General features: G+C 67.3%; 20 protein-coding genes and 1 tRNA gene. 12 read left to right on the top strand and 9 right to left on the bottom strand.

Features of this window, described 5'->3' with window-relative positions; all coding sequences use genetic code 11:
• Positions 1 to 18 precede the first annotated feature (18 nt).
• Both VPH46_RS09015 and VPH46_RS09010 read left to right on the top strand, forming a co-directional pair.
• A complete protein-coding gene (locus VPH46_RS09015) occupies positions 19 to 678 on the top strand; it encodes a TorF family putative porin (RefSeq protein WP_416610606.1) in 660 nt (219 codons plus the stop codon).
• Positions 679 to 741: 63 nt separating this feature from the next.
• Positions 742 to 1,152: a low affinity iron permease family protein gene (locus VPH46_RS09010; protein WP_125960812.1), complete on the top strand. Its 411-nt coding sequence runs from the start codon at positions 742 to 744 to the stop codon at positions 1,150 to 1,152.
• 65 nt (positions 1,153 to 1,217) lie between these two features.
• Here the strand turns inward: VPH46_RS09010 and VPH46_RS09005 are convergent, their stop codons facing one another.
• The 3 genes from VPH46_RS09005 to VPH46_RS08995 form a co-directional block, all read right to left on the bottom strand.
• On the bottom strand, positions 1,218 to 2,720 hold the full coding sequence (locus VPH46_RS09005) for a S10 family peptidase (protein WP_416610604.1): 1,503 nt from the start codon (positions 2,718 to 2,720) through the stop codon (positions 1,218 to 1,220).
• 70 nt (positions 2,721 to 2,790) lie between these two features.
• Positions 2,791 to 3,534, bottom strand: coding sequence for a 2-phosphosulfolactate phosphatase (locus VPH46_RS09000; RefSeq protein ID WP_416610602.1), 744 nt, complete (start codon positions 3,532 to 3,534; stop codon positions 2,791 to 2,793).
• Between the two features lie 35 nt (positions 3,535 to 3,569).
• Positions 3,570 to 5,438 carry an ABC-F family ATP-binding cassette domain-containing protein gene (locus VPH46_RS08995; protein WP_416610601.1) on the bottom strand — a complete coding sequence of 623 codons (1,869 nt, stop codon included), beginning with the start codon at positions 5,436 to 5,438 and terminating at the stop codon, positions 3,570 to 3,572.
• Between the two features lie 98 nt (positions 5,439 to 5,536).
• Here VPH46_RS08995 and VPH46_RS08990 point away from each other — a divergent pair, with 98 nt between their 5' ends.
• The 3 genes from VPH46_RS08990 to VPH46_RS08980 are packed head-to-tail and all read left to right on the top strand — an operon-like array spanning position 5,537 to position 8,166.
• The gene (locus VPH46_RS08990; RefSeq protein ID WP_416610600.1) at positions 5,537 to 6,496 is read left to right on the top strand and encodes a cation diffusion facilitator family transporter; all 960 of its coding nucleotides are present in this window, start codon (positions 5,537 to 5,539) and stop codon (positions 6,494 to 6,496) included.
• A 3-nt stretch (positions 6,497 to 6,499) separates the two neighbouring features.
• Positions 6,500 to 7,672, top strand: a complete 1,173-nt coding sequence (locus tag VPH46_RS08985; protein WP_416610598.1) for an NAD(P)/FAD-dependent oxidoreductase — start codon at positions 6,500 to 6,502, stop codon at positions 7,670 to 7,672.
• Complete coding sequence (locus VPH46_RS08980; protein WP_416610596.1) at positions 7,669 to 8,166, top strand: DNA-deoxyinosine glycosylase; 498 nt, start codon at positions 7,669 to 7,671, stop codon at positions 8,164 to 8,166. The genes VPH46_RS08985 and VPH46_RS08980 overlap by 4 nt, the downstream gene beginning before the upstream one ends.
• Positions 8,167 to 8,170: 4 nt before the next feature.
• On the opposite strand, the gene VPH46_RS08975 is transcribed toward VPH46_RS08980, so the two are convergent.
• The gene (locus VPH46_RS08975) at positions 8,171 to 8,344 is read right to left on the bottom strand and encodes a hypothetical protein (protein WP_165890021.1); all 174 of its coding nucleotides are present in this window, start codon (positions 8,342 to 8,344) and stop codon (positions 8,171 to 8,173) included.
• Positions 8,345 to 8,476: 132 nt separating this feature from the next.
• On the opposite strand from VPH46_RS08975, the gene VPH46_RS08970 reads away from it, so the two are divergent.
• The 3 genes from VPH46_RS08970 to VPH46_RS08960 all read left to right on the top strand — a co-directional run bounded on the left by VPH46_RS08970 (position 8,477) and on the right by VPH46_RS08960 (position 13,859).
• Positions 8,477 to 9,910 carry a L,D-transpeptidase family protein gene (locus VPH46_RS08970; protein WP_416610594.1) on the top strand — a complete coding sequence of 478 codons (1,434 nt, stop codon included), beginning with the start codon at positions 8,477 to 8,479 and terminating at the stop codon, positions 9,908 to 9,910.
• Positions 9,911 to 10,164: 254 nt separating this feature from the next.
• Positions 10,165 to 12,672, top strand: a complete 2,508-nt coding sequence (locus VPH46_RS08965; RefSeq protein WP_416610592.1) for a TonB-dependent receptor — start codon at positions 10,165 to 10,167, stop codon at positions 12,670 to 12,672.
• A 17-nt stretch (positions 12,673 to 12,689) separates the two neighbouring features.
• Positions 12,690 to 13,859, top strand: coding sequence for a YdcF family protein (locus tag VPH46_RS08960; RefSeq protein WP_416610591.1), 1,170 nt, complete (start codon positions 12,690 to 12,692; stop codon positions 13,857 to 13,859).
• 150 nt (positions 13,860 to 14,009) lie between these two features.
• Here the strand turns inward: VPH46_RS08960 and VPH46_RS08955 are convergent.
• Positions 14,010 to 14,084 (bottom strand) — tRNA-Val (locus tag VPH46_RS08955).
• Positions 14,085 to 14,158: 74 nt separating this feature from the next.
• On the bottom strand, positions 14,159 to 14,536 hold the full coding sequence (cpdR, locus tag VPH46_RS08950; protein WP_125960709.1) for a cell cycle two-component system response regulator CpdR: 378 nt from the start codon (positions 14,534 to 14,536) through the stop codon (positions 14,159 to 14,161).
• Between the two features lie 96 nt (positions 14,537 to 14,632).
• Between cpdR and VPH46_RS08945 the strand changes: the two genes are divergently transcribed.
• Positions 14,633 to 15,481: an N-formylglutamate amidohydrolase gene (locus VPH46_RS08945; protein ID WP_416610588.1), complete on the top strand. Its 849-nt coding sequence runs from the start codon at positions 14,633 to 14,635 to the stop codon at positions 15,479 to 15,481.
• 270 nt (positions 15,482 to 15,751) lie between these two features.
• Here VPH46_RS08945 and VPH46_RS08940 read toward each other — a convergent pair whose 3' ends face one another.
• Positions 15,752 to 16,525 (bottom strand): SapC family protein, encoded by a 774-nt coding sequence (locus tag VPH46_RS08940; protein ID WP_125960707.1) that lies wholly within the window; start codon positions 16,523 to 16,525, stop codon positions 15,752 to 15,754.
• A gap of 30 nt (positions 16,526 to 16,555) precedes the next feature.
• Positions 16,556 to 18,001, bottom strand: a complete 1,446-nt coding sequence (locus tag VPH46_RS08935) for an FAD-binding oxidoreductase (protein ID WP_416610586.1) — start codon at positions 17,999 to 18,001, stop codon at positions 16,556 to 16,558.
• A gap of 101 nt (positions 18,002 to 18,102) precedes the next feature.
• Here VPH46_RS08935 and VPH46_RS08930 point away from each other — a divergent pair, with 101 nt between their 5' ends.
• The 3 genes from VPH46_RS08930 to VPH46_RS08920 all read left to right on the top strand — a co-directional run bounded on the left by VPH46_RS08930 (position 18,103) and on the right by VPH46_RS08920 (position 20,232).
• Positions 18,103 to 18,546, top strand: a complete 444-nt coding sequence (locus VPH46_RS08930) for a hypothetical protein (protein WP_165890020.1) — start codon at positions 18,103 to 18,105, stop codon at positions 18,544 to 18,546.
• Between the two features lie 88 nt (positions 18,547 to 18,634).
• Entirely contained in the window at positions 18,635 to 19,993 is a 1,359-nt protein-coding gene (locus VPH46_RS08925; RefSeq protein WP_416610584.1) for a DEAD/DEAH box helicase, read from the top strand.
• A 14-nt stretch (positions 19,994 to 20,007) separates the two neighbouring features.
• Positions 20,008 to 20,232, top strand: a complete 225-nt coding sequence (locus VPH46_RS08920) for a DUF1289 domain-containing protein (protein WP_416610582.1) — start codon at positions 20,008 to 20,010, stop codon at positions 20,230 to 20,232.
• A 17-nt stretch (positions 20,233 to 20,249) separates the two neighbouring features.
• Here VPH46_RS08920 and VPH46_RS08915 read toward each other — a convergent pair whose 3' ends face one another.
• Positions 20,250 to 21,128: a dienelactone hydrolase family protein gene (locus tag VPH46_RS08915; RefSeq protein ID WP_416610580.1), complete on the bottom strand. Its 879-nt coding sequence runs from the start codon at positions 21,126 to 21,128 to the stop codon at positions 20,250 to 20,252.
• Positions 21,129 to 21,157: the final 29 nt, after the last annotated feature.

Below are 21,157 nucleotides of genomic sequence, written 5' to 3'. Positions count from 1 at the left end.
GAGCGCTCAACCCTTTCCGTGGAACTCACCACCGACGATCGCGAGCGAGGAATCAGCTGGAGCGACGGCGACGTCAGCCTGCGGGGCACGGCGACCATTCCGCTTGGGGGCCAGGGCTTCTCGGTCACGGGTTCGGTCGCGACGCTGAACGATAGCCCGCGCCACGGCGGCGCTGCGGTGGGGATCGATCTCGCCGCCAGCTACGCACAATATCTGGGACCGGTCCGCGTGGACGGCGGGATCACCGGCCACTTCTTCCCGGGCAGCGACCGCGCGCTCAGCTATCTCGAGCTCGGCGGCGGCGCCGGCTTTGCGCTGGGTCCCGTGCAACTCGACGGCTTTGCACGCTATGCGCCGAAGCAGTCGGCGATCGGCGGCGACAATTTCTACATCGGCGCGGAAGGGCGCATGGGCATCCCCGTGACGCCGTTCACGGTCATCGCGGGGATCGGGCGCAGCTCGGGGAACGTCGACAACACGCTGCGTGCTGCGCGCCTGCGGCCGGGCGGCAACTACATGGACTGGCGCCTGGGCGTGGAGCATGTCACCGGCCCGTTGGTGATCGGCATCGACTATGTCGATACCGACATCTCCGACCGGGCGATCGTCGACTCCCCCTATGCGGATGGCCGCAACGTGGACAGCCGGTTGCTGGCGCGGGTCGGACTCAACTTCTGATGCTATGACCAGGGCGCGGCGCTGCTTGCTTTCGCGGCAGTTCGCGCCTTGGGTACGCGCATGCTGGACAACATCTTCACCGCCATATCCACCCGCATTGCAACTGCGGCCGGACAGCCGCTGACGTTCGTGCTCGCGCTCGTTACGATCCTCGCCTGGGGGGTCAGCGGGCCGATCTTCGGCTATTCCGACACGTGGCAGCTGGTGATCAACACCGCGACCACCATCGTCACCTTCCTGATGGTGTTCCTGATCCAGAACTCCCAGAACCGGGACGCAGCGGCGATGCAGGCGAAGCTCGACGAGCTCATCCGTGCCCTTGGCCCGGCTCGCGGCGAGTTCATCGGCATCGAACATCTGACGGACCGGCAGATCGAGCAGATCCGGGCTGCCCTGGAGCAAGAGGCCGGCCACGAGCCGGGCAAGATCGGCACCGTGGACGATAGCGTGGAGACGCTGCTCAAGCGCCGCTGAGGCGCCACGGCGAACGAGCATGGCGCTGCCGATCGCGCCCGTTTGCGCGACCGGCAGCGACGGGATCAGCGATACAGCGCCTGGGCATCCTGCTTGAACGACGCGCCGCTGTCGCTGCGGCTGTAGAACATGTGCCCGCCGGGATAGACGCGCAGCTGCACGCGCTCCGACTGGCCGAACGCCGGCATCTGGTCGACGATCAGGCGCGAGGCGAAGAAGGGGCAGGACAGATCGTCCCAGCCATGGACGATCATCACCCGCATCTTGGGATCGTTGGCGATCGCCTTGCGCAGATCGGTCACGGGCGTATCGTCCGGCTTGCCGCGATCCCACGCCTGATTCACCTCGTAGGACAGCGCATGGTAGCGCGCATCCGTCTTCCAGCCCACCTCGCGGGTGACGAAGTCGACCATCGCGCTGGTGGTCGGCGCGATCAGCGCGTCCAGGATCGGGTCGTTCGATTGCTGCTGTGCCGACCAGGGGAAGGGATCGAACGCCGTCACGTTGGAATCATAGATGCTGCCGATCCGTCCTTCGTTGCGATGGATCTCGCGCAGATAGGTGCGGCTGTCGATCCGTCCGCCCAGCTTCTGCACCATCGCAGGATCGAGCCCGGTCAGTTCCGCCACGCGCTGCGAGATACGCGCGGTCGCTTCGGGATCGGACCGGCCGCGCAGCAGGTCGCGGGCATAGTCGCCGCGGACATAGGCCTCCACTTCCGCCATTGCGGCCGGCGTCAGGCGTCCCTGCCGTTCCAGGTTGGAGGCCGCCATCGACGGCAGATCGATCATCCACGGCAGCGGCGACAGGGCGGTCGCGCCGTCCCCCGAGGCGGGATCGAGATAAGGGGACACCAGGATCATCCCGTTGACCCCGACGCCGATCTGCGACTGGAGTTCATAGGCGATCCGCGGCGCGCGATACCCGCCGTAGCTCTCTCCCATCACGTATTTGGGCGAGCGCAGCCGGCCTTCCTTGACGAGCCAGTCGTAGACAACCTTGGACAGATACTTGATGTCGGGATCGTTGGCGTAGAACGCCTTCTTGGTCTCCGCCTCGTCCACCAGGCTGCGGCTGAAACCGGTGCCGACGGGATCGATGAACACCAGGTCGGTGAAGTCGAGCCAGCTGTTGGGATTGTCGCTCGCGATCGGGGCGTCGGAAGGCGCATCGCCCTGCGCACCGAACTGGACGCGCTTAGGCCCGATGGCGCCCAGGTTAAGATAGACCGACGCGGCGCCCGGCCCGCCGTTGAAGGCGAAGGTCACCGGACGCGCCGGATCGCGTCCCGGCACGGTGTAGGCCGTATAGGTGACCTGGCCGATTTCCTTCCCCTTCCCGTCGCGCACGGGAATGGTGCCCACGGTCGCCTTGTACGACAGCGTACGGCCCCCGATCCGCGCCGACTGGCTGATCGTCTTGTCACCCGGCAGCGGCGGCGGCTTGGTTTCGTCCTCGGCCTTCTTCTTCTCGACGGCGGTGGTGGTCTCCGCCGACTGGGCATGAGCAAGGCTGCTGGTGCACGCGAGCAGCAGGGCGGCGGCGGATAGGCGCAGAATCGATCGCAAGTGTTGGGCTCCCCTTCGCAAGGGAGAGAATGTTGCAGCGCGGGGACTGCGAGGCAATGATGAAGCCGGTTCAGAGGGCCTGGTATGCACCTTCTCGCATCATCGGCACGACGTCGGCAGAATCCACCTCAAGCGCGACCTCGGTGTCGGCAGCGTATCCCCAACCGGAGAGTTCGCGGCCCGAGCGGCTGTCGCGGAGGATTTCGGCCAGGCGAGGCTTCGCTGCCCGGTACGCTTCGGCTGCTAGATCGGCCTCTGCATTCCATGTCCCGCCAAGAGCATCGATGATGGCACCTGCTCCGAGCCAATCCTCGATGGCTGGTCGCAACGTTTGATCCGGCCACCGCTCCCCTGCCGCAATCACGACGATCATTCCATCACCGGCGAGAGAGCTTGCCGCCGCACCGACCGCTCGGGCGTTGCGGAGACAGCCGCAGAGGGTCGGAGCGTCACCAGTGGCCAGCGACAGCCGGGAGCCATTCGGCGACGGCAGCAGGAGGCGGCCTCCCGGCGCGATATGCTTCAGGCTGGCCGGCGAAAGACTGAGCTGTCCCCCTCCAGCACTGCGCGGTGAAGCTGCAACCGCTCCATGCCGAGCAGCTTCGACAGCTGCCGCGGCGGCGTCCCCGTACGGGAAGGGGAACACGATCGCACCGTTTCCGACGGCTACGCTCACCGCCGTCGAGAACGACAACACGTCGACGATGACGAAGACGTCCGCAGAGGCCTTCCACGCCTCGATTCCGGACAGGCCCCATTCACAGGCTATTTTCGGCATCATCGGACTGATGCCAGAGGGAAGCAGGCCTGCCAACCAGCCGGCCCCCACCGCGCCGATCAGTGTGGCCGCTACGCCGCTGCGCCCTCCAACGCCTCGCTGATCTCCATCCAGCGCGTCTCCGCGGCCTCGATCCGCTCGGACAGATCCGCTCGGCGCTTCATCAACTCGGTCATGGTGAGCTTCGCAAGCGCCGGCGCCGCCTCCGCAGGGGCGAACATCGCCTGGTCGATCGCCGTACGCTCGGCGGTGAGCTTCACCACCTCGCGCTCGGCAGCCTGCGCCTCCTTGCGCAGCCCCTGGGCACGCTCGCGTGCTTCGGCCGCGACCCGGCGGTCCTCCTTCTTGTTGGCTTTTTTCTCGGCCTTGTCCGCCTTGCTGCCGCCGCCCAGCACCAGCGCGATATAGTCGTCCAGGCTGCCGTCGAAGTCGCTGGCGGTGCCGCCGTCGACCAGCACCAGACGGTCCGCGGTGGTCTCGAGCATGTGGCGGTCGTGGCTGACCACCACCACCGCACCGGTGTAGGCGTTCAATGCCTGGATCAGCGCCTCGCGCGCGTCGACGTCGAGGTGGTTGGTCGGCTCGTCGAGGATCAGCATGTGCGGCGCGTCGCGGGTGATGAGCGCAAGCGCCAGGCGCGCGCGCTCGCCGCCGGAAAGCTTGCCGACCAGCGTCGTCGCCTTGTCGCCCGAAAAGCCGAACCGCCCGAGCTGCGCGCGCACCGCGCCCGGCGTCTTGCCCTTCATCAGCCGGGTCATGTGCTCGAGCGGCGTGTCGCGCGCGTCGAGTTCCTCGACCTGATACTGGGTGAAATAGCCGACCCGCATTTTGGACGAGGATGCCATCTCGCCTTCCATCGGCGTCAGCTGCGCCGCGAGCAGTCGGGCGAGCGTGGTCTTGCCGTTGCCGTTGCGACCAAGCAGACCGATGCGATCGTCGGGGTCGAGCCGCAAGTTGAGCCGCTTGAGGATCGGTTTTTCACCATAGCCGACGCTCGCCATGTCGAGCGTCACCAGCGGGGGGCGCAGTTCGTCGGGGTCGGGGAAATCGAACGACAGCGACGGATCCTCTGCCATCGCGGCGATCGGCGCCATCTTGGCAAGCGCCTTGATGCGTGACTGCGCCTGCTTGGCGGTCGAAGCGCGCGCAGAGTTGCGGGCGATGTAATCCTGCAGCTTTGCGCGCTGCGCGACTTGGTTGGCCCGCGCCGCCTCCAGCTGCGCCATCCGCTCGGCGCGTTGCCGCTCGAACGCGTCATAGCCGCCCGGGTAGAGCGTCACCTTGCCGCCTTGCAGGTGAAGGATATGGTCGACGACGTTGTTGAGGAAGTCGCGCTCGTGGCTGACGATCACGATCGTCGCGCGATAGCTTTTGAGGAAATCCTCCAGCCACAGCACGGCTTCCAGGTCGAGGTGGTTCGAAGGCTCGTCGAGCAGCAGCACGTCGGGCTGGCTGAACAACAAGGCGGCGAGCGCGACGCGCATGCGCCAGCCACCGGAAAAGCCGTCGAGCGGCGAGTTCTGCATGCCCTCGTCGAACCCGAGGCCCACCAGAATGCGGGCGGCACGTGCCGGCGCGGTATGGGCGTCGATTGCGAGCAACCGCTCGTGCACCTCGGCCAGGCGGTCGGGGTCGTGCGACGTCTCGGCCTCTTCCATCAGCGCTGCCCGCTCCGTGTCGGCGGCGAGTACCGTTTCGAACGGCGTGGCGCTGCCAGCAGGCGCTTCCTGCGCGACATAGCCCAGGCGGCTGCCGCGCGGCATCTCCGCGGCGCCCCCATCGGGCTCCAGCTCGCCCGCGATCACGCGCACCAGGGTCGACTTGCCGGCACCGTTGCGACCGATCAGGCCGACGCGGCTGCCCGGCGGCAGCGCCGCGTTGACGCCATCGAGAATGAGCCGCCCGCCCAGGCGCACCGTGATTCCGTTGAGATTCAGCATCGCTGCCGCCTAGCAGCCCGAACGCCGCCACGCGAGGGCTGGCGGAACCACAGGTGCTGCCCAGGCACTTCAGCATCCGCACAGGCAGGGAATGGTTCATGGCGAAGGACGGCGCCGGCGCGCACATCAAGAACAACCTCGTTCTCTATGGTGCGCTCGCGGCAAATCTCGGGATCGGTGTCGCGAAGTTCATCGCCGCCGGTATCACCGGCTCGTCCTCGATGCTGACGGAGGGCGTGCATTCGGTAGTGGACAGCGGCAATCAGGTGCTGCTGCTCTACGGGCAAAGGCGCGCGCGCCGACCGGCCGATGCCAAGCACCCGTTCGGCTATGGCCGCGAGCTCTACTTCTGGGCATTCGTGGTCGCCCTGCTGATCTTCGCGGTCGGCGCCGGCGTATCGATCTACGAAGGCTACCTCCATATCCTGGACCCAGAGCCACTCAGCGATCCCCTCATCAACTACGTCGTGCTGGGCGTCGCCGTCCTGCTGGAGGGTTCGTCCTGGACGATCGCGGTACGCGAGTTCAACGCCAAGCGCGGCGACACCGGCTGGTGGCGCGCGATCCACGAGTCCAAGGATCCCGCCGGCTTCATCGTTCTGTTCGAGGACTCCGCGGCGCTGATCGGCCTTGCCGTCGCCGGCGCTGGCGTGTGGGCCAGCCATTATTTTGGGGATCCCCGCATCGATGGCGTCGCATCGATCCTCATCGGCCTGATCCTGGCGACCGTCTCCGCACTGCTGGCGCGGGAGGCCAAGGGGCTGCTGATCGGCGAGCGCGCGGACCCGGTGCTGATCGAGCGGGTGCGATCCGTGGTGGGCGCGAAGCCCGGCATCTCGGCGGTGAACCACGTGCGCACCATCCACACCGCACCCGATGCGGTCTTCGTTGCGATCAGCGCCGATTTCGACGATGCGCTGACCATGGGCGCAGGCGAAACACTGATCGAGGAACTGGAGGCCGAACTGAAGGCCGCGATCCCCACCCTCACCTCCATCTACATCCGTCCGGAGAAGCACGAGGAGGCCATCCTCAGCTTCGCGCCTGCCGCCGGCTGATCGATGGAGAGCTTCGATGCGATCGTGCTCGGCGCGGGTGGCGCCGGGCTGATGGCCGCGGCCGTCGCCGGGCAGCGCGGCAGGCGCGTGGTCGTCGTGGACCATGCGCCGGAGCCGGGCCGCAAGATCCTGATTTCGGGCGGCGGTCGCTGCAACTTCACCAACCTGGGCACCGCGCCAGACCGGTACCTGTCCGCCAACCCGCATTTCGCCAAGTCGGCGCTCGGCCGCTACACCCCCGGCGACTTCCTGGAGATGGTCGAGCGGCACGGCATCGCCTGGCACGAAAAGACGCTCGGCCAATTGTTCTGCGACGGCTCCGCCCGGCAGATCGTGGCCATGCTGCTGGACGAGTGCGCGGCGGGCGCCGTGGCGATGCGCCTGGGTGCGGCGATCCGGGACGTCTCGCATGCGGACGGACGCTTCACCGTGGTGCATGGGGACGCCACGCTCACGGCGCCGGCACTGGTGATCGCCACCGGCGGTCCCTCCATCCCGAAGCTCGGCGCCACCGGCTTCGCCTATGATCTCGCCCGCAAGTTCGGGCTGAAGGTCGTCGAGCCGCGCCCGGCGCTCGTGCCCCTAACGCTGCCGCCGGAGGAAGCGCTGTTCCGCTCCCTGTCCGGCGTGGCCACCGAAGTGGTCGCGCGCTGCGGCAAGGCGACGTTTCGCGAGGCGGCGCTGTTCACCCACCGCGGCCTGTCGGGTCCGGCGATCCTCCAGGTGTCCTCCTATTGGCGCCACCGCGATGCGATCGGCATCGATTTCCTGCCTGATCAGGATGCGGGGTGGCTGCTGGAGGCGAAGCGCACCCGCCCCCGTGCGGGTCTGCGCACGGTGCTTTCGACGGCGCTTCCCGACCGACTTGCCGAAGCCCTCGCCGAACGCCTAGCGGTGGTGGGAGAACTCGGCAACCAGCGCGACGCCACGCTTCGCGACGCCGAGCAGCGGCTTGGCAACTGGCGCTTCGTCCCCAATGGCAGCGAAGGCTTTGCCAAGGCGGAGGTGACGGTAGGCGGCATCGCGACCGAGGGGCTCTCCTCGCGCACCATGGCGGCGCGGCACCTGCCGGAGCTGTACGTCGTCGGCGAGGCGATGGACGTGACCGGCTGGCTGGGCGGCTACAACTTCCAATGGGCCTGGGCGAGCGGCTGGGCGGCGGGCAAGGCGCTGTGACCGACACGCTCAAGCGCAGCTTCCCGCCTGTGGTCGACGCGGGCACGCGCGTGCTGGTGCTCGGCAGCCTGCCCGGCGAGCGCTCACTCGCCGAGCAGCGTTATTACGCGCACCCGCAGAACCAGTTCTGGCGGCTGATGTCGCCGGTCGCCGGACAGGACTTGGCGCCACTCGCCTATACGGAGCGGCTCGCCGCCTTGCAGGCCGCCAAGATCGGCTTGTGGGACGTCGTCGCCCAGGCGCGGCGGACCGGCAGCAGCGACGCGGCCATCCGTGACCTCGCCGCCAATGACCTGGTCGCACTGGTCGCGACGCTGCCGCAGTTGCGCGCGATCGGCTTCAACGGCGGCACGGCGCTTCGCCATGGGCGGGCACAGCTGGGCGAGGCGGCAGCGCACTATGCGATCCTCGCCCTACCCTCCAGCAGCCCGCTGCACACGGTCGGGGTCGCGGCCAAGCAGAAGGCCTGGCTGGCGCTCGCCGACTATCTCTGACCGGTCAGCGGCCGCTCGGCTGCGGCTTGCCCACGTCGCCCGCGGGATCGAAGTCCTTGGCCGGGGACACCTCGTCCGCAGGCTTGTCCAGCGTGTCGCTCGGAAGGGCTGCGTCCCCCGTCTTCTGATGCTCGGTGGACAGATTGTGATCGGGCGTACCCATGTCGCGGTCGACCATGACGCGTCTCCTCTTCTTCCCCCCTCAACCGACGAACAGCCCCGCGGTTGCGGCAACGGCTCGGAAGGCTCCTTGCGGGAGCGAAACGGCAGTCCGGACGTTATCTGCCTGCAAAATAACGAGGAGAAGCGGGTGCGCGTCGGTCTTATCGGTTCATCGTTGCTGGCGATGTCGCTCACGCTGTCGGCGTGCAACGTCAACACTTCCCCGTCCAACCAGACCGAAGCCGGCGAGAGCGCCCAGCCCGCGCAATGGTCGAAATCCACAACCGACCAGCTGCGCGACGCCCTCAACAAGCGCGCCGCCCATGGCCTCGACAAGATGAACTTCGAGGTTCCGGCCGGCGAGGACGAAGCGGCTTTGACAAAGGCGGCGCTCGCCTATGCCGGCGCGCTGGCGCGTGGCGCAACCGATCCGACCAAGCTCTATGAGGTCTACACCGTTCCCCGGCCCAACCCCGATCTGAAACAGGGGCTCGCCCAGGCGCTGCAGCAGGGCAAGGTCGGCGAGTGGCTGGAAAGCCTCGCCCCGCAGGACGCGAACTATCGCAAGCTGTCGCAAGCTTATCTGGCGCTGCGCAAGCAGGGCGAGGCGGCGACGCCGGCGATCCCCGATAAGGGCGAGCCGCTGAAGCCGGGCGCAACCGACGCGCGCATCCCGATGATCGCCAGCCAGCTGGTCGCTTCCGACTATCTGGATCGGGCGGCGGCAGGCGGCAATCGCTACACGCCGGCCATGGCGGCTGCCGTCAAGCAGATGCAGGCCGACTACGGCATCAAGCCGGACGGCGTGATCGGCAGCGATGCGCTCGCCATTCTCAACCTTTCCGATGCCGACCGTGCCCGTGCGATCGCGGTGAACATGGAGCGGCTGCGCTGGATCGAGCGCACCCCTCCCGGCACCCGCATCGACGTCAATGTGGCGGCGGCGCGGCTGAGCTACTGGCGCGACGGCAAGCTCGTGAACAGCCGCAAGGTCGTGGTCGGCGAGCCCGACAACGAGACGCCGCAGCTGGGCTCGCCGATCTTCCGCCTGGTTGCCAACCCGACCTGGACCGTGCCCCGCTCGATCCAGGAAAAGGAGATCGCCGGCAAGGGATCGGACTATCTGCGCCGCAACAACATGGCGTGGGAAGACGGCTGGATCGTCCAGCAGCCAGGCCCGAAGAACTCGCTCGGCCTCGTCAAGTTCGACATGCAGAACGATCACGCCATCTACCTGCACGACACGCCGGCCAAGCCGCTGTTCCAGCAGGTGCAGCGTCAGCGCAGCCACGGCTGCGTTCGCGTCGAGGATGCGCTGGGCTTTGCCGAGATGCTCGCCAAGGACGAGGGCGTGATCGACGAGTGGAACAAGGCGCGCGCGACCGGCAAGGAGACCTTCGTCAAGCTGCCGCGCGAGATCCCGGTCCGGATGCTCTACCAGACCGTGCTGTTCGACGAAGCCGGCGAACCGGTGATCCGCAACGACCCCTATGGCTGGAACGATCGCGTCGCCCAGGCGCTCGGCCTCGGCACCACCACCAACTATCGCCTGAAGCCGGACGGTGCGGACGTAGGCCCCTGATGCCCTGTGAGGGCGGAGCTGACTGCATCAGCTCTGCCCTCGCCGATACCCCATTCAAGCCAGCGCTATTTCCATCCGCGCGCATAGTACCAAAGACATGCCTGCTTGCCCTTCATTGATGACCAGAAGGTTCGATCAGCAGGCAGATAGGCCTGCAACCGGTTCGACTCCGTAACAGATCTGTCATGGCTTTGCCGTAGCCGCTCGGCCCCAGTCGCCTGCCCTTTCCGGGTATTGTTCAGAACTGGGATATCATGCCGAACATCAAGCAGCTCGCCTACGCCGCTCTTCCCGCGCTGTGCTTCGTCGCCGCACCGTCCTGGGCGCAGGAAACGACTCCAGCGGCTGCATCGGCCGAAGCGTCGGACCCGCAGGCAGCAGCCGGCGACGTGTCGCCCGAAGAAATCATCGTCACCGGATCGACCCGCGCGCAGCGGCGGTTCGACGTGTCCTATGCGATCAACACCATCTCCCAGGCGGATGTCGAGAAGATCGCGCCGGTCAACTTCGCCGACCTGATCGGCCAGCTGCCGGGCTTCCAGACCGAGATCACCGGCGGTGAGGTGCAGAACATCTACCGCATCCGCGGCCTGCCTAACGACGGCGGCTTCGTCAGCTTCCAGCAGGACGGCCTGCCCCTGTTCCACGAGAACGACGGCGTGTTCTTCCGCGGCGACGCGATCCTCAAGCAGGACCTGATGACGGACCATGCCGAAGTCGTCCGCGGCGGTCCGGCGCCGGTCTACGCCAGCTATTCGGGCGCGATCATCAACGCCATCACCGTCACCGGCGAGGAGACGCCGCGCGGAAAGGCGCAGCTGACGCTCGGGGACACCGGCCTCTATCGCTTGGACGCCTATCAGTCCGGCCCGATCGCCGAAGACACCTATTACGCCGTCGGCGGCTTCCTCCGGTACCACGACGGCTATCGCGACAACGGCTTCCCGAACGACAAGGGTGGCCAGATCCGCGCGAACCTCAAGCATGACCTCGACAACGGTTCGATCAAGCTGAACCTCAACTACGTCAACGACCACAACGTCTTCTATTTGCCGATTCCGATCGCCGACCCGCGCGACCCGAGCGTCTCGCTCGATCCGTACATCGACTATTTCACCGGCACGATGAACTCGCCAGCGCTGCGCAACGTCAACCTGAAGTACCGCGACGGCGCCGGCGTGATCCAGAGCCGCACCAGCGACCTGTCCGACGGACGCCACATGCAGATGGTGAACTTCGGCGCGCAATATGATGCCGACTTCGACGGGTGGCTCGTCTCCGCCAAGGTTGGGTACACCCAGGGCAAGCTCGACTTCACGGCCTTCTATTCGACCACCAATCCGGCTGACGCCGACAGCTTCGCCAACGGCTATCTGACGCGCGCGACCACTGCCTTCGGCGCGGTGAACCGCTTCGGCTATGTGCTGGCGGGGACCAACACCGCCTATGATCCCGACGCGGCGTCCGGTCTGGTGATGCAGGGCCAGTATCGCGACATCCACTCGAAGTTCTATTCGGGCCAGGGCAATTTCACGGTCGCCAAGAAGTTCGAATCCGGCATCGGCAGCCACGACATCAAGCTCGGCCTCTATGCCAGCCTCTATGGCGAAGACAGCCGGACGCTCTACCAGAACTATCTGATCGAGGTTGCGGGCGAGCCGCGCACGCTGGACCTGGTGGCCTATTCGGCCACGGGCGCAGAGCTCGGCCGCGTGACGGACAACGGCGTGCTCAACTACGCCGCCACGCTCAACCAAGGCGACTCCGACGCGAAGATGTTCGCCATCTATGCCAACGACACCTGGGAGATCGTGCCGGGTCTGCGCGTCGATGCCGGCATCCGCCACGAGCGCTACAGCTACAAGGGCTGGGCGGCACTCACCGAGCAGGCCGACCTCGGCGATCGAACCACGCTGGCGGACGATGCCACCCGCGCCTTTACCGGGGCGATCATCAACCAGAAGCGCAAGCCGCATGTCACCAACTGGACGGTCGGCGCCAACTACGACTTCAGCGACCATGTCGGCGTCTATGGGCGCGCGTCGCACCTCGAGACGCCGCCCAGCGTCCAGACGGTGATGAGCATCAACCCGACCGTCATCACCACCGTCGCCGACCAGTTCGAGGCGGGGCTGAAGCTCGCGGCGGGACGCTCCTACCTCTACGTCACCGGCTTCTACACCAACTTCGACCCGCTCAACGCCTCGTTCCTGGCGTATGACCCGACGACGGGCCGCAACGACGTGAACGTCCCCTTCATCGGCGAAGCGCAGGTCAAGGGCGTGGAATTCGACGGCGCCTGGTCGGTGACCCCTTGGTTCACCCTGAACGGCGCGCTCACCGTCAGCGACCCGAAGTACAAGAATTTTGAAAGCGCAACCGGCGCCGATCCCGAGCAGGCCGAAGGCAATCAGATCGTCCGCCAGCCCAAGATCTACGGCAACATCCGGCCGAGCTTCGACTTCACCTCGGGCGCGACTGATATCTCGGTCTATGGCCGCTACACCTATATGGGAAAGCGCTACGTCGACCTGTACAACAACACTGCGCTGCCCTCCTACGGCACGATCGGCGCGGGCGTGACGCTGCGCCGGGCGAGCTGGCAGGTGCAGGTGGTCGGCGACAACCTGTTCAACGCGCATGGCCTGACCGAAGGCAACACCCGCACCGACTCGCTGAGCGGCCAAGGCAGCAGCGAGGCCATCTACGGCCGCCCGATCTTCGGCCGGAACTTCCGCCTGGTCGTCTCCAAGTCGTGGTGAGGCATCGGGCGCTGCGCATGACTCTCGCCGCCGCGATCCTCGCGGCGGCGGTTCAGCCCGCTGTGGCGGCCGAGGTCCGCGACCGCGCCAGCGAGGTTTTGGCACAACGGCTGTTCCCGATGCTCGATGCGATGGGTCGGTCGCCGGAGACGATCACCCGGCTCCGCGCCGATCGCAGCCTCGCCACCACGCTTGCGACGCGTGCGAAACGCACCGCCGCCTGCGCAGAGGCGGCCCCGTGCGTGGCGGAAGCCGCGTTGTGGGACGAGCAGGAACTGGCGACCCTCACGCATGCGGTGGAGCGGAATGCCACCCCGCTGCTGCGCGATCGGCGGCTGATTCCTGACGACGGCCTCGCCTCCGGCCTTGCTCGGGAGATCCGCGGGCTGAACGCGATCGTCCGCGTCTATGCGTTGGGAATGCCGGCGCGCTACCCTTCCATCGACGGGCCATCGGCGGCGTTCGGGAGCACGGTGGCGCAGACGCGCCTGGCGGCTGCGGTCCGCCTGCGCAACACGCCGCGTGCCGGCTCCCTGCAGGCGCTCGATCCCAGCGTGGAACTGGGCTTGGCCCTGCTCGACGTGAACGACCGCACCGATGCAAGCGGATTCGAGCCGATCGACGGCGGTGACAACGCCGCGGCGATGGCGCGGGCCCGCGGCCTTGACTGGTCCCGCTACCGCTACACGGCCATCGTGCTGACGGGGATCGGCCCCGAGGTTCCCGACATGCCGCTCAGTCCCGGCGGCAAATACCACGTCCGGCTCGTCGCGAACCGCTTCGCGGAGGGAGACGCCCCCTTCATCATCGTGAGCGGTGGCCGTGCACACCCGCACGGCACGCCCCATGACGAGGCCGTCGAGATGCGCCGCGCGCTGATCGAGCGCTATGGCGTGCCTGCCGAGGCGATCGTCATCGAGCCCTACGCCCGCCACACGACCACCAACCTGCGCAACGCCACGCGACGGCTGATGGCGTTGGGCGCCCCGCTCGATCGCGAGGCGCTGATCGTCTGCAACCCGGACCAAAGCCGGATGATCGAGAGCCCCGCCTTTGGGGAGAGGAACCGCCGCGAACTCGGCTACGAACCCGGCGTGATCGGCCGCCGGCTCTCGCCTACCGAGCTCACCTTCCGCCCCGACCCTCGTTCGGCGCGCATCGATCCACTCGACCCGCTCGATCCCTGATCGGCGGGCTGAAGCGGGTCTGTCGGGAACGATGGACCCGTCGGGCGGCGCCAAGTCGTCGAGATGCCGAACGAAAGATGTGCCGAGTTTCTGGCACAGGGCACCGACATGAAAAAACCCGCCAACGCAGTGCGCTGGCGGGTTTTTCCGTGGTGGGCGTGGCAAGGATTGAACTTGCGACCCCTGCGATGTCAACACAGTGCTCTACCACTGAGCTACACGCCCGCCGGGAGTGCGGCCTCTAGCGGGGAGCGCTGGGGAGCGCAAGCACCGAAAGCGGCCGAACCTAAAAAATCTGCTCAGCTGTGCGAGGGAACGCTGTCCTCCGCAAACAGCTGGTCCACTTCGCGCACCAGGTCGCGCAGGTGGAAGGGCTTCGACAGCACCCGAGCCTGGGGCACGGCCTTGCCCGCCTTCAGCGTCACTGCCGCAAAGCCGGTGATGAACATCACCCGCATCTCGGGTGCGATCTCCTGCGCCTTTTGTGCGAGTTCGATGCCGTCCATCTCGGGCATTACGATATCGGTGAGGAGCAGATCGAACGTCTCGCTCTCCAGCAACGGCAAGGCGGCCGTCCCGCGATCGACCGCCGCCACGCGGTAGCCGGAACGTTCGAGCGCGCGCGTCAGATACTCGCGCATCACCTGATCGTCCTCGGCCAGCAGAATCCTGTACATGCATCCCTCTCGTACGAGCGCCCGCGTCTATGGGCGAACCCCTGCCGCTTTTCCAGCGCGTTGCTCCGGATCGCTGCGGGGCCTAGCATCCAGGGCGTGCCCGCGCCGCCCCTCTCCTTCGACCTGCACGGTCCCGCCGAACCGGCAACGCCGCTGGTGCTTTCGGTGCCGCATGCCGGCCGCGCCTATCCCGAGGAGATGCAGGACCTGCTGCGGGTGCCGGTTGCGGCGCTGCTGCCGCTGGAGGACCGGCTGGTCGACCAGGTGGCGCTTGCGGCGCGCGGCCCCCACACGCTGTTCGTCGCCAAGCTGCCTCGCGCCTGGATCGACCTGAACCGGAGCGAGCAGGAGCGCGATCCGCAGGTCGACGCGGGCGCCGATCCGATGGTGCAGCCCCGGGCCTCGGCGCGGCTGCGCAGCGGGCTGGGGCTCATACCCCGGCGCGCCAGCAGCGCGGGCGACATCTGGAAGCGCCGGTTGCACGCGGACGAGGTCACCGCCCGCATCATGGCCCACCATCGTCCCTACCACGCCGCGGTGGCTGCCGCGCTCGCGTCGGCGCACGCGCGGTTCGGCGTCGCCATCCTGCTCGACATCCACTCCATGCCATCGCTGCCGGGCGTCACGCCTGCGCAGGTGGTGCTCGGCGACCGACACGGGCGCTCGGCAGCGCGGCGCCTGGTCGATACGCTCGAAGCCGCCGCGCGGGATGCCGGCCTTCGGGTCGCCCGTAACCAGCCCTATGCCGGTGGGCACGTGGTGACGACCCATGGCGCGCCCGCACGCAATGTGCACGCGATCCAGATCGAGTTCGATCGTGGCCTCTATCTCGATCCCACGCTGACGGAAGCCGGCCCCGGCTTACCCCACCTCGCTGCCGCCCTCGCCCGCATGATCGCAGCCGTCGCCGCGGAAGCGCTTCCGCCGGCGCTTGCCGCCGAATAGCGCATAAAAAAACCACCCCGTGCACGAAGCACGAGGTGGCCTAGGTTCAGGGAGGAGACACGCTGAAAGCGTGTCACACGATCCCGCGAAAGGGGGGAACACGAGACCGCGTACCAGAGAATATAGATATCAAGCGCAAAGGTTCAAGCGTTTGCCGACACTTGCGATGCATTGCCTGCCGCGCACGACGAAACGCCGCCCGTCGGGAAGACGGACGGCGCTTGCGCTTCGTACTGCGTCTCGCCGGGCTTGACCCGGCGGGACGTCCGATCAGGCGGTCGGCTGGGGCGCGATCATGCCCGCGCGCACTTGACGCGCGAACAGGTCCCGCATCAGCGACAGCGAGAAGATGTGCGCATAGAGCAGCGGCAGCATGCCGTTCTGCTGGATCTTGCGCAGCTGGTCGCCACGAAGCTCGTTGAGCTTCTTTTCGTCGACCATCTGGAAACCACGGTAGATGAACGGCTGCTCGGCGCCGTCCGGCTGGATCGAGACTTCACCGTCGATCAGAAGGCCCAGGTCCTTGACCTCCTTCATGAACATCGCGGTGCGCTGGCCGGCCTGCTCGAACTGCTCGTTGAACTGCAGGATCTGCTTGGTGGTCTCGCTCGGCTCGGTGCCGTCGAACAGCGCCTCGCCGTCCTCGAACGCGCCGATCGTGTCCGCGGTCGGATCGAAGCACAGCGACAGGTCCTCGCTGTCCGGACGCAGGCGGGCGAGCATGTACGGATAGCGGCGGACATAGGCCGGGACGTACACTTCCGGGTCGATCAGCCGGCCGTCGGCGTCGATGAAGGTGTTGACGCCCTCGTTCAGGCCCATCAGCGCGAGGGGCACGGGATCCTCGCCCACCGAGAAGACGATCGGCATGCGGCGCTGCACCAGTGGGAATTCTTCGACGGTGACCGGCACGGCATGCTCGTTGACCAGGAACGGCGCACGATCCGCAACGCGAACCTTGTAGTTGGCGTGCTGCTGGCTCGAAAGCGGTTCGAGCTGGTTGTAAAACAGAGGAAGCCCGTTGTTCTTCGGCGCCGTGGCCATTCTTGATCTCCTGGAACCCAGCTTGCGCGTCTATTTCGCCCCGTCGACGGGCGCAAGCGTCACCAGTTTGCCGGGATTGAACAGGTTCATCGGATCGAGCCCCTGCTTGATCCCCCGCAGCGCCGCCAAGCGGGCGAGCGGGCCGAGGCGGGCAAGTTCATCGCGCTTCATCTGCCCGATACCGTGCTCGGCCGAAATCGAACCGCCGGCGGCAACCACCAGATCGTGCACAAAGGTGGTGATGCCGGGCGCCTCCCCCGCCATCCAGCGGGCCGGATCGACGCCCGCAGGCGCCCGCACATGAAAGTGGACGTTGCCGTCGCCCAAGTGTCCGAAGGCGGTGGCGTGGGTGCCCGGAAAGCGCGCCTCGGCAGCCGCGGCCGCCTCGACCATGAAGCGCGGCATCCGGTCCACCGGCACGGAAATGTCGTGCTGCACCGCCGGGCCCGCGGCGCGCTCCGCCGCCGACAGCGAATCCCGCAGCCGCCAGAACGCCTCCGCCTGCGCCTCTGAAGTGGCGATCACCGCGTCGGCAACGAGACCGGCGTCCAGCGCGTCGCCGAGCAGTCGTGCGAGCAGGGCATCCGGCGCCTCGGCCTCCGGGGTCGCAGCGACCGCCTCGATCAACAGGTGCCATGGGTGGGTACCGCTGAGCGGCGGCCGCGCGTCCGGCAGATACTGCACCGCGCGCTCCAGCGTCTCGCCAGGGATGATCTCGAAGCTCTCGATCGCATCGGTCGTCCCTTGCATCCGTCGCAGGAGCGCCAGCCCCGCCTCCGGGTCGGCGATGCCCACCCAGGCGACAGCGCGGCCAAGGATCGCAGGGGCAAGGCGCAGGGTCGCGGCGGTGATGATTCCCAGCGTACCTTCGGCGCCGACGAGAAGTTGGTCGATGTCGTAGCCGCGGTTGTCCTTGGGCAGCGGCGTGAGCCCATCGTGGATGCTGCCATCGGGCAGCACTGCCTCTACCCCGGCCACCAGCCGCCGCATCGTCCCCCAGCGCAGCACCTGGGTACCGCCTGCGTTTGTCGAGACCAGGCCGCCGATTGTCGCCGTCCCGCGCGAGCCCAGGGTGAGCGGAAAACGGCAGCCGGCTTCCGCAGCGGCCTCATGAAGGTTCTGCAGGATCACGCCTGCCTCGGCCACCGCGAGGGCAACCCCGGCGTCTAGGCGTCGAATGCGGTCGAGGCGGCGGGTGGACAGCAGCAGCGCCGATCCGTCCGCAGGCGGCGTCGCGCCACCCACCATCGATGTGTTGCCGCCCTGTGCGACCAGCGGCACCCGATGCTCAACCGCCAGGCGAACCATGGTGGCCACCTCGGCGGTGGAGGTCGGCAGCAGCATCGCGGCGGCCGCGCCATGGAACCGCCCGCGCCAATCGGTGAGAAAGGGCGCGATCCGGTCGGCGTCGGTGGTGAGGCTGCACTCGCCTAGCGCTTTCCGAATGGCATGGATCAGGCGGGTCTGTGCGGTCATCCCGTCGCGCTACACGGCCGAGAGGCTTGCCGCCAGTTCATCACCGGTTAAAACCCAGGGGCTGAGAAGAGAGCCCCATGCCCGTACCGAAGCCTGTACCCGTGCTTCTGCTGCTGACGCTCGCGGCCCCCATGGCCGGGGCCCAGCAGCGCGTGAGCGTTCCGGCCGGCACGGTCGTGCACAGGGAGGTGCGCATCCAGCGAATCATCGTGCGGGTGCCGCGCATGGAAGTCACCCCCGCCTCCAGTTCGCGTGCGTTGCCGGCGATCAACTGGGTGGAGAAACGCACCGACCGCTGTGTGCCCGTCGCCAATCTGGCTGCGGTGTCGATCACCCGCACCGACAGCGTGGACCTGATGCTGACCGGGGGGAAGCGGCTGCGGGCGCGCCTGGAGGAGGATTGCCCCACGCTCGACTTCTACTCGGGCTTCTACCTCAAGCCGACCGCGGACGGGATGGTGTGCGCGTCACGCGATACGATTCGCTCCCGCTCTGGCGGGCAGTGCCGCATCTCGTCTTTCCGGATGCTCGTTCCCGGCCGCTGAAGCGCGTTCTGCTTGACAATCCGGCAGAAATCCGCAAGGCGCGGACCTGCATTCCGGTGCCGCGACGGTGCCGTTTTCCGGAAACCCCATGAACTTTGCCGATCTCGGTCTTTCCGATGAACTGCTGCACGCTGTAACGGAGGCGGGCTATACGGAGCCGACGCCGATCCAGGCGAGCGCGATCCCGTCCGTGTTGATGATGCGCGACCTGATCGGCATCGCCCAGACCGGCACCGGCAAGACGGCCGCTTTCGTGCTGCCGATGATCGACATTCTGGCCCAGGGTCGCAGCCGCGCACGCATGCCGCGCTCGCTGATCCTGGAGCCCACCCGCGAACTCGCGGCCCAGGTTGCCGAGAACTTCGAGAAGTACGGCGCTGGCCATAAACTGTCGATGGCGTTGCTGATCGGCGGCGTATCGATGGGAGACCAGCTGGCGGCGCTCGAGAAGGGCGTCGACGTGCTGATCGCGACCCCGGGGCGGTTGATGGACCTGTTCAGCCGGGGCAAGATCCTGCTCACCGGCTGCAATCTCCTGGTGATCGACGAAGCCGACCGCATGCTCGACATGGGGTTCATCCCCGACATCGAGGAAATCTGCACCAAGCTTCCCAAGCAGCGGCAGACGCTGCTGTTCTCGGCCACCATGCCGCCGCCGATCAAGAAGCTGGCAGACAAGTTCCTCGAGAACCCCAAGACCATCGAGGTCGCCCGGCCGGCGACCACCAACACCAACATCACCCAGCGGGTGGTCCATGTCAGTGCGGCCAAGAAGCGCGACGTGCTGCGCCGGCTCCTGTCCTCCGACGAGGTCCGCACCGCGATCATCTTTTCCAACCGGAAGACGACGGTGCGCGAGCTCAACAAGAGCCTCCAGCGCGCGGGTTTCCGTTCGGCCGAGATCCACGGCGACATGGAACAGTCGGCGCGTATCGCCGAGCTGGACCGGTTCAAGAACGGCGAGGTCAACATCCTGGTCGCGTCGGACGTCGCGGCGCGCGGCCTGGACGTGAAGGGTGTCAGCCACGTCTTCAACTATGACGCGCCCTGGCATCCGGACGACTATGTCCACCGCATCGGCCGCACCGGCCGTGGCGGTGCGACGGGCACGGCCTATACCTTCGTCACGCCCGACGATGCCGAGAACATCGCCAACATCGAGAAGCTGACCGGCCAGAAGATCGAGGTGCTCGATCTGGGCGGCGTGCCGGTTGCGGAAGCGGAAGCTACGCCGGAGCCACGGGCACCGCGGACCGAGCGTTCACGCGATCGCCGCGGCCGCGAGGATCGCACCCCGCGGTCCGAAGAACCTCGCCGCACCCGGGAGGAACGGGCGCCCCGCCATGAAGAACCACGCCGTCGTCGCGAGGTCGAGGATGCGGTGGCGGACGATGGCGGCTGGAACGGCCCCATCCCGGCTTTTCTGGACGTTCGACTCACCGCCTGATCGTGCAAGGCCGCGTGGACGATTTCATCGAGTATGTTGCGCCGGTCGCGGTCGAAAGCCCGTGCGTCCTGGTGTGCACGCTCGACCTCGAGAGCGGCTGGTGTTTCGGCTGCGGCCGCACGCGCGAGGAGATTGCCGACTGGACGGCGATGTCGGCCGAGGAGCGGAGCACCGTGATGGCGGCCCTCCCCGAGCGCTGCGGCACACTCGAACAGCGGATTGCCGCCTCGATCGGCTGATCGCCGGCTTCGGCGGCCTAGCCGTCGATCCGGGTATGCAAGAAGCGCGTGGTCCGCTCCCAGGCGAGCTTTGCCGCCGCGGGATCATATCGTTCTGCCGACGTGTCGTTGTTGAAGGCGTGGTCGACGTCCGGATAGACATGGGCCTCGACCTGCTTGCCTGCCGCCTCCAGCGTTTTTGCCCAAGGCAGGCCCGTCGCGTTCACGCGCTGGTCCTTGCCCGCATAGTGTAGCAACAGCGGCGTCTCGACCTTCGCCGCCTCGGAAGGAGCGGGCGCAGGTCCGTAATATGCCACGCCTGCGCTGAGCGCAGGTCCGGCGGCGATCGCCAGGCGATTGACGAAGGCGCCGCCCCAACAAAAGCCGACCGCGCCCACCTTGCCGGAGCCGCCCCGCTGCCGCGCCGCACGATCGATGGTGGCGACTGCCTGACGAAGGGCCAAGTCCATGTCGATGCCGGCGATCATCTCGCGTGCGCGGTCCTCGTCGGCAGGCGTGCCGCCCTGCGGCGCCAGCAGGTCGAGTGCGACGGCTCGGAACCCGCTCAGCGCCACGCGCCTTGCAACGTCGCGAATATGCTCGGTCAGCCCCCGGTTCTCGTGGATGACCAACACCGTACCGAGCTTGCGGCCGCCGGCCTCTCGGGGTGCCGCGAAATAGGCTGCGGCTGGTTTGCCCGCCTCGGCCCCTTTGCGCGTGGCAGTGCGAAGGCGAGGATCGTCCGGCTGGACCTGCTGTGCTGCGGCAGGAGACGCCGCGATCGCTGCGACCAGCGCCTCGGCAGCGACGGCGGAGCCCGTGAGCGCGACCATCTCCCGCATGAAGGCGCGACGGTCGCGGTGCTCGTGGGTGAAGGCGTCGTAGAGCGCGACAGCGCGCTCGCGAAGGTCGGTCATGCCAGTTCTCCCCGAGTCGGACGGGGAGA

This window comes from Sphingomonas sp. MJ1 (PH-R8) (assembly GCF_048058635.1).
Classification (GTDB): Bacteria; Pseudomonadota; Alphaproteobacteria; order Sphingomonadales; family Sphingomonadaceae; genus Sphingomonas.
Note: the sequence above shows the minus strand (reverse complement) of the source record. Positions and strands in the feature narration are given on the sequence as shown.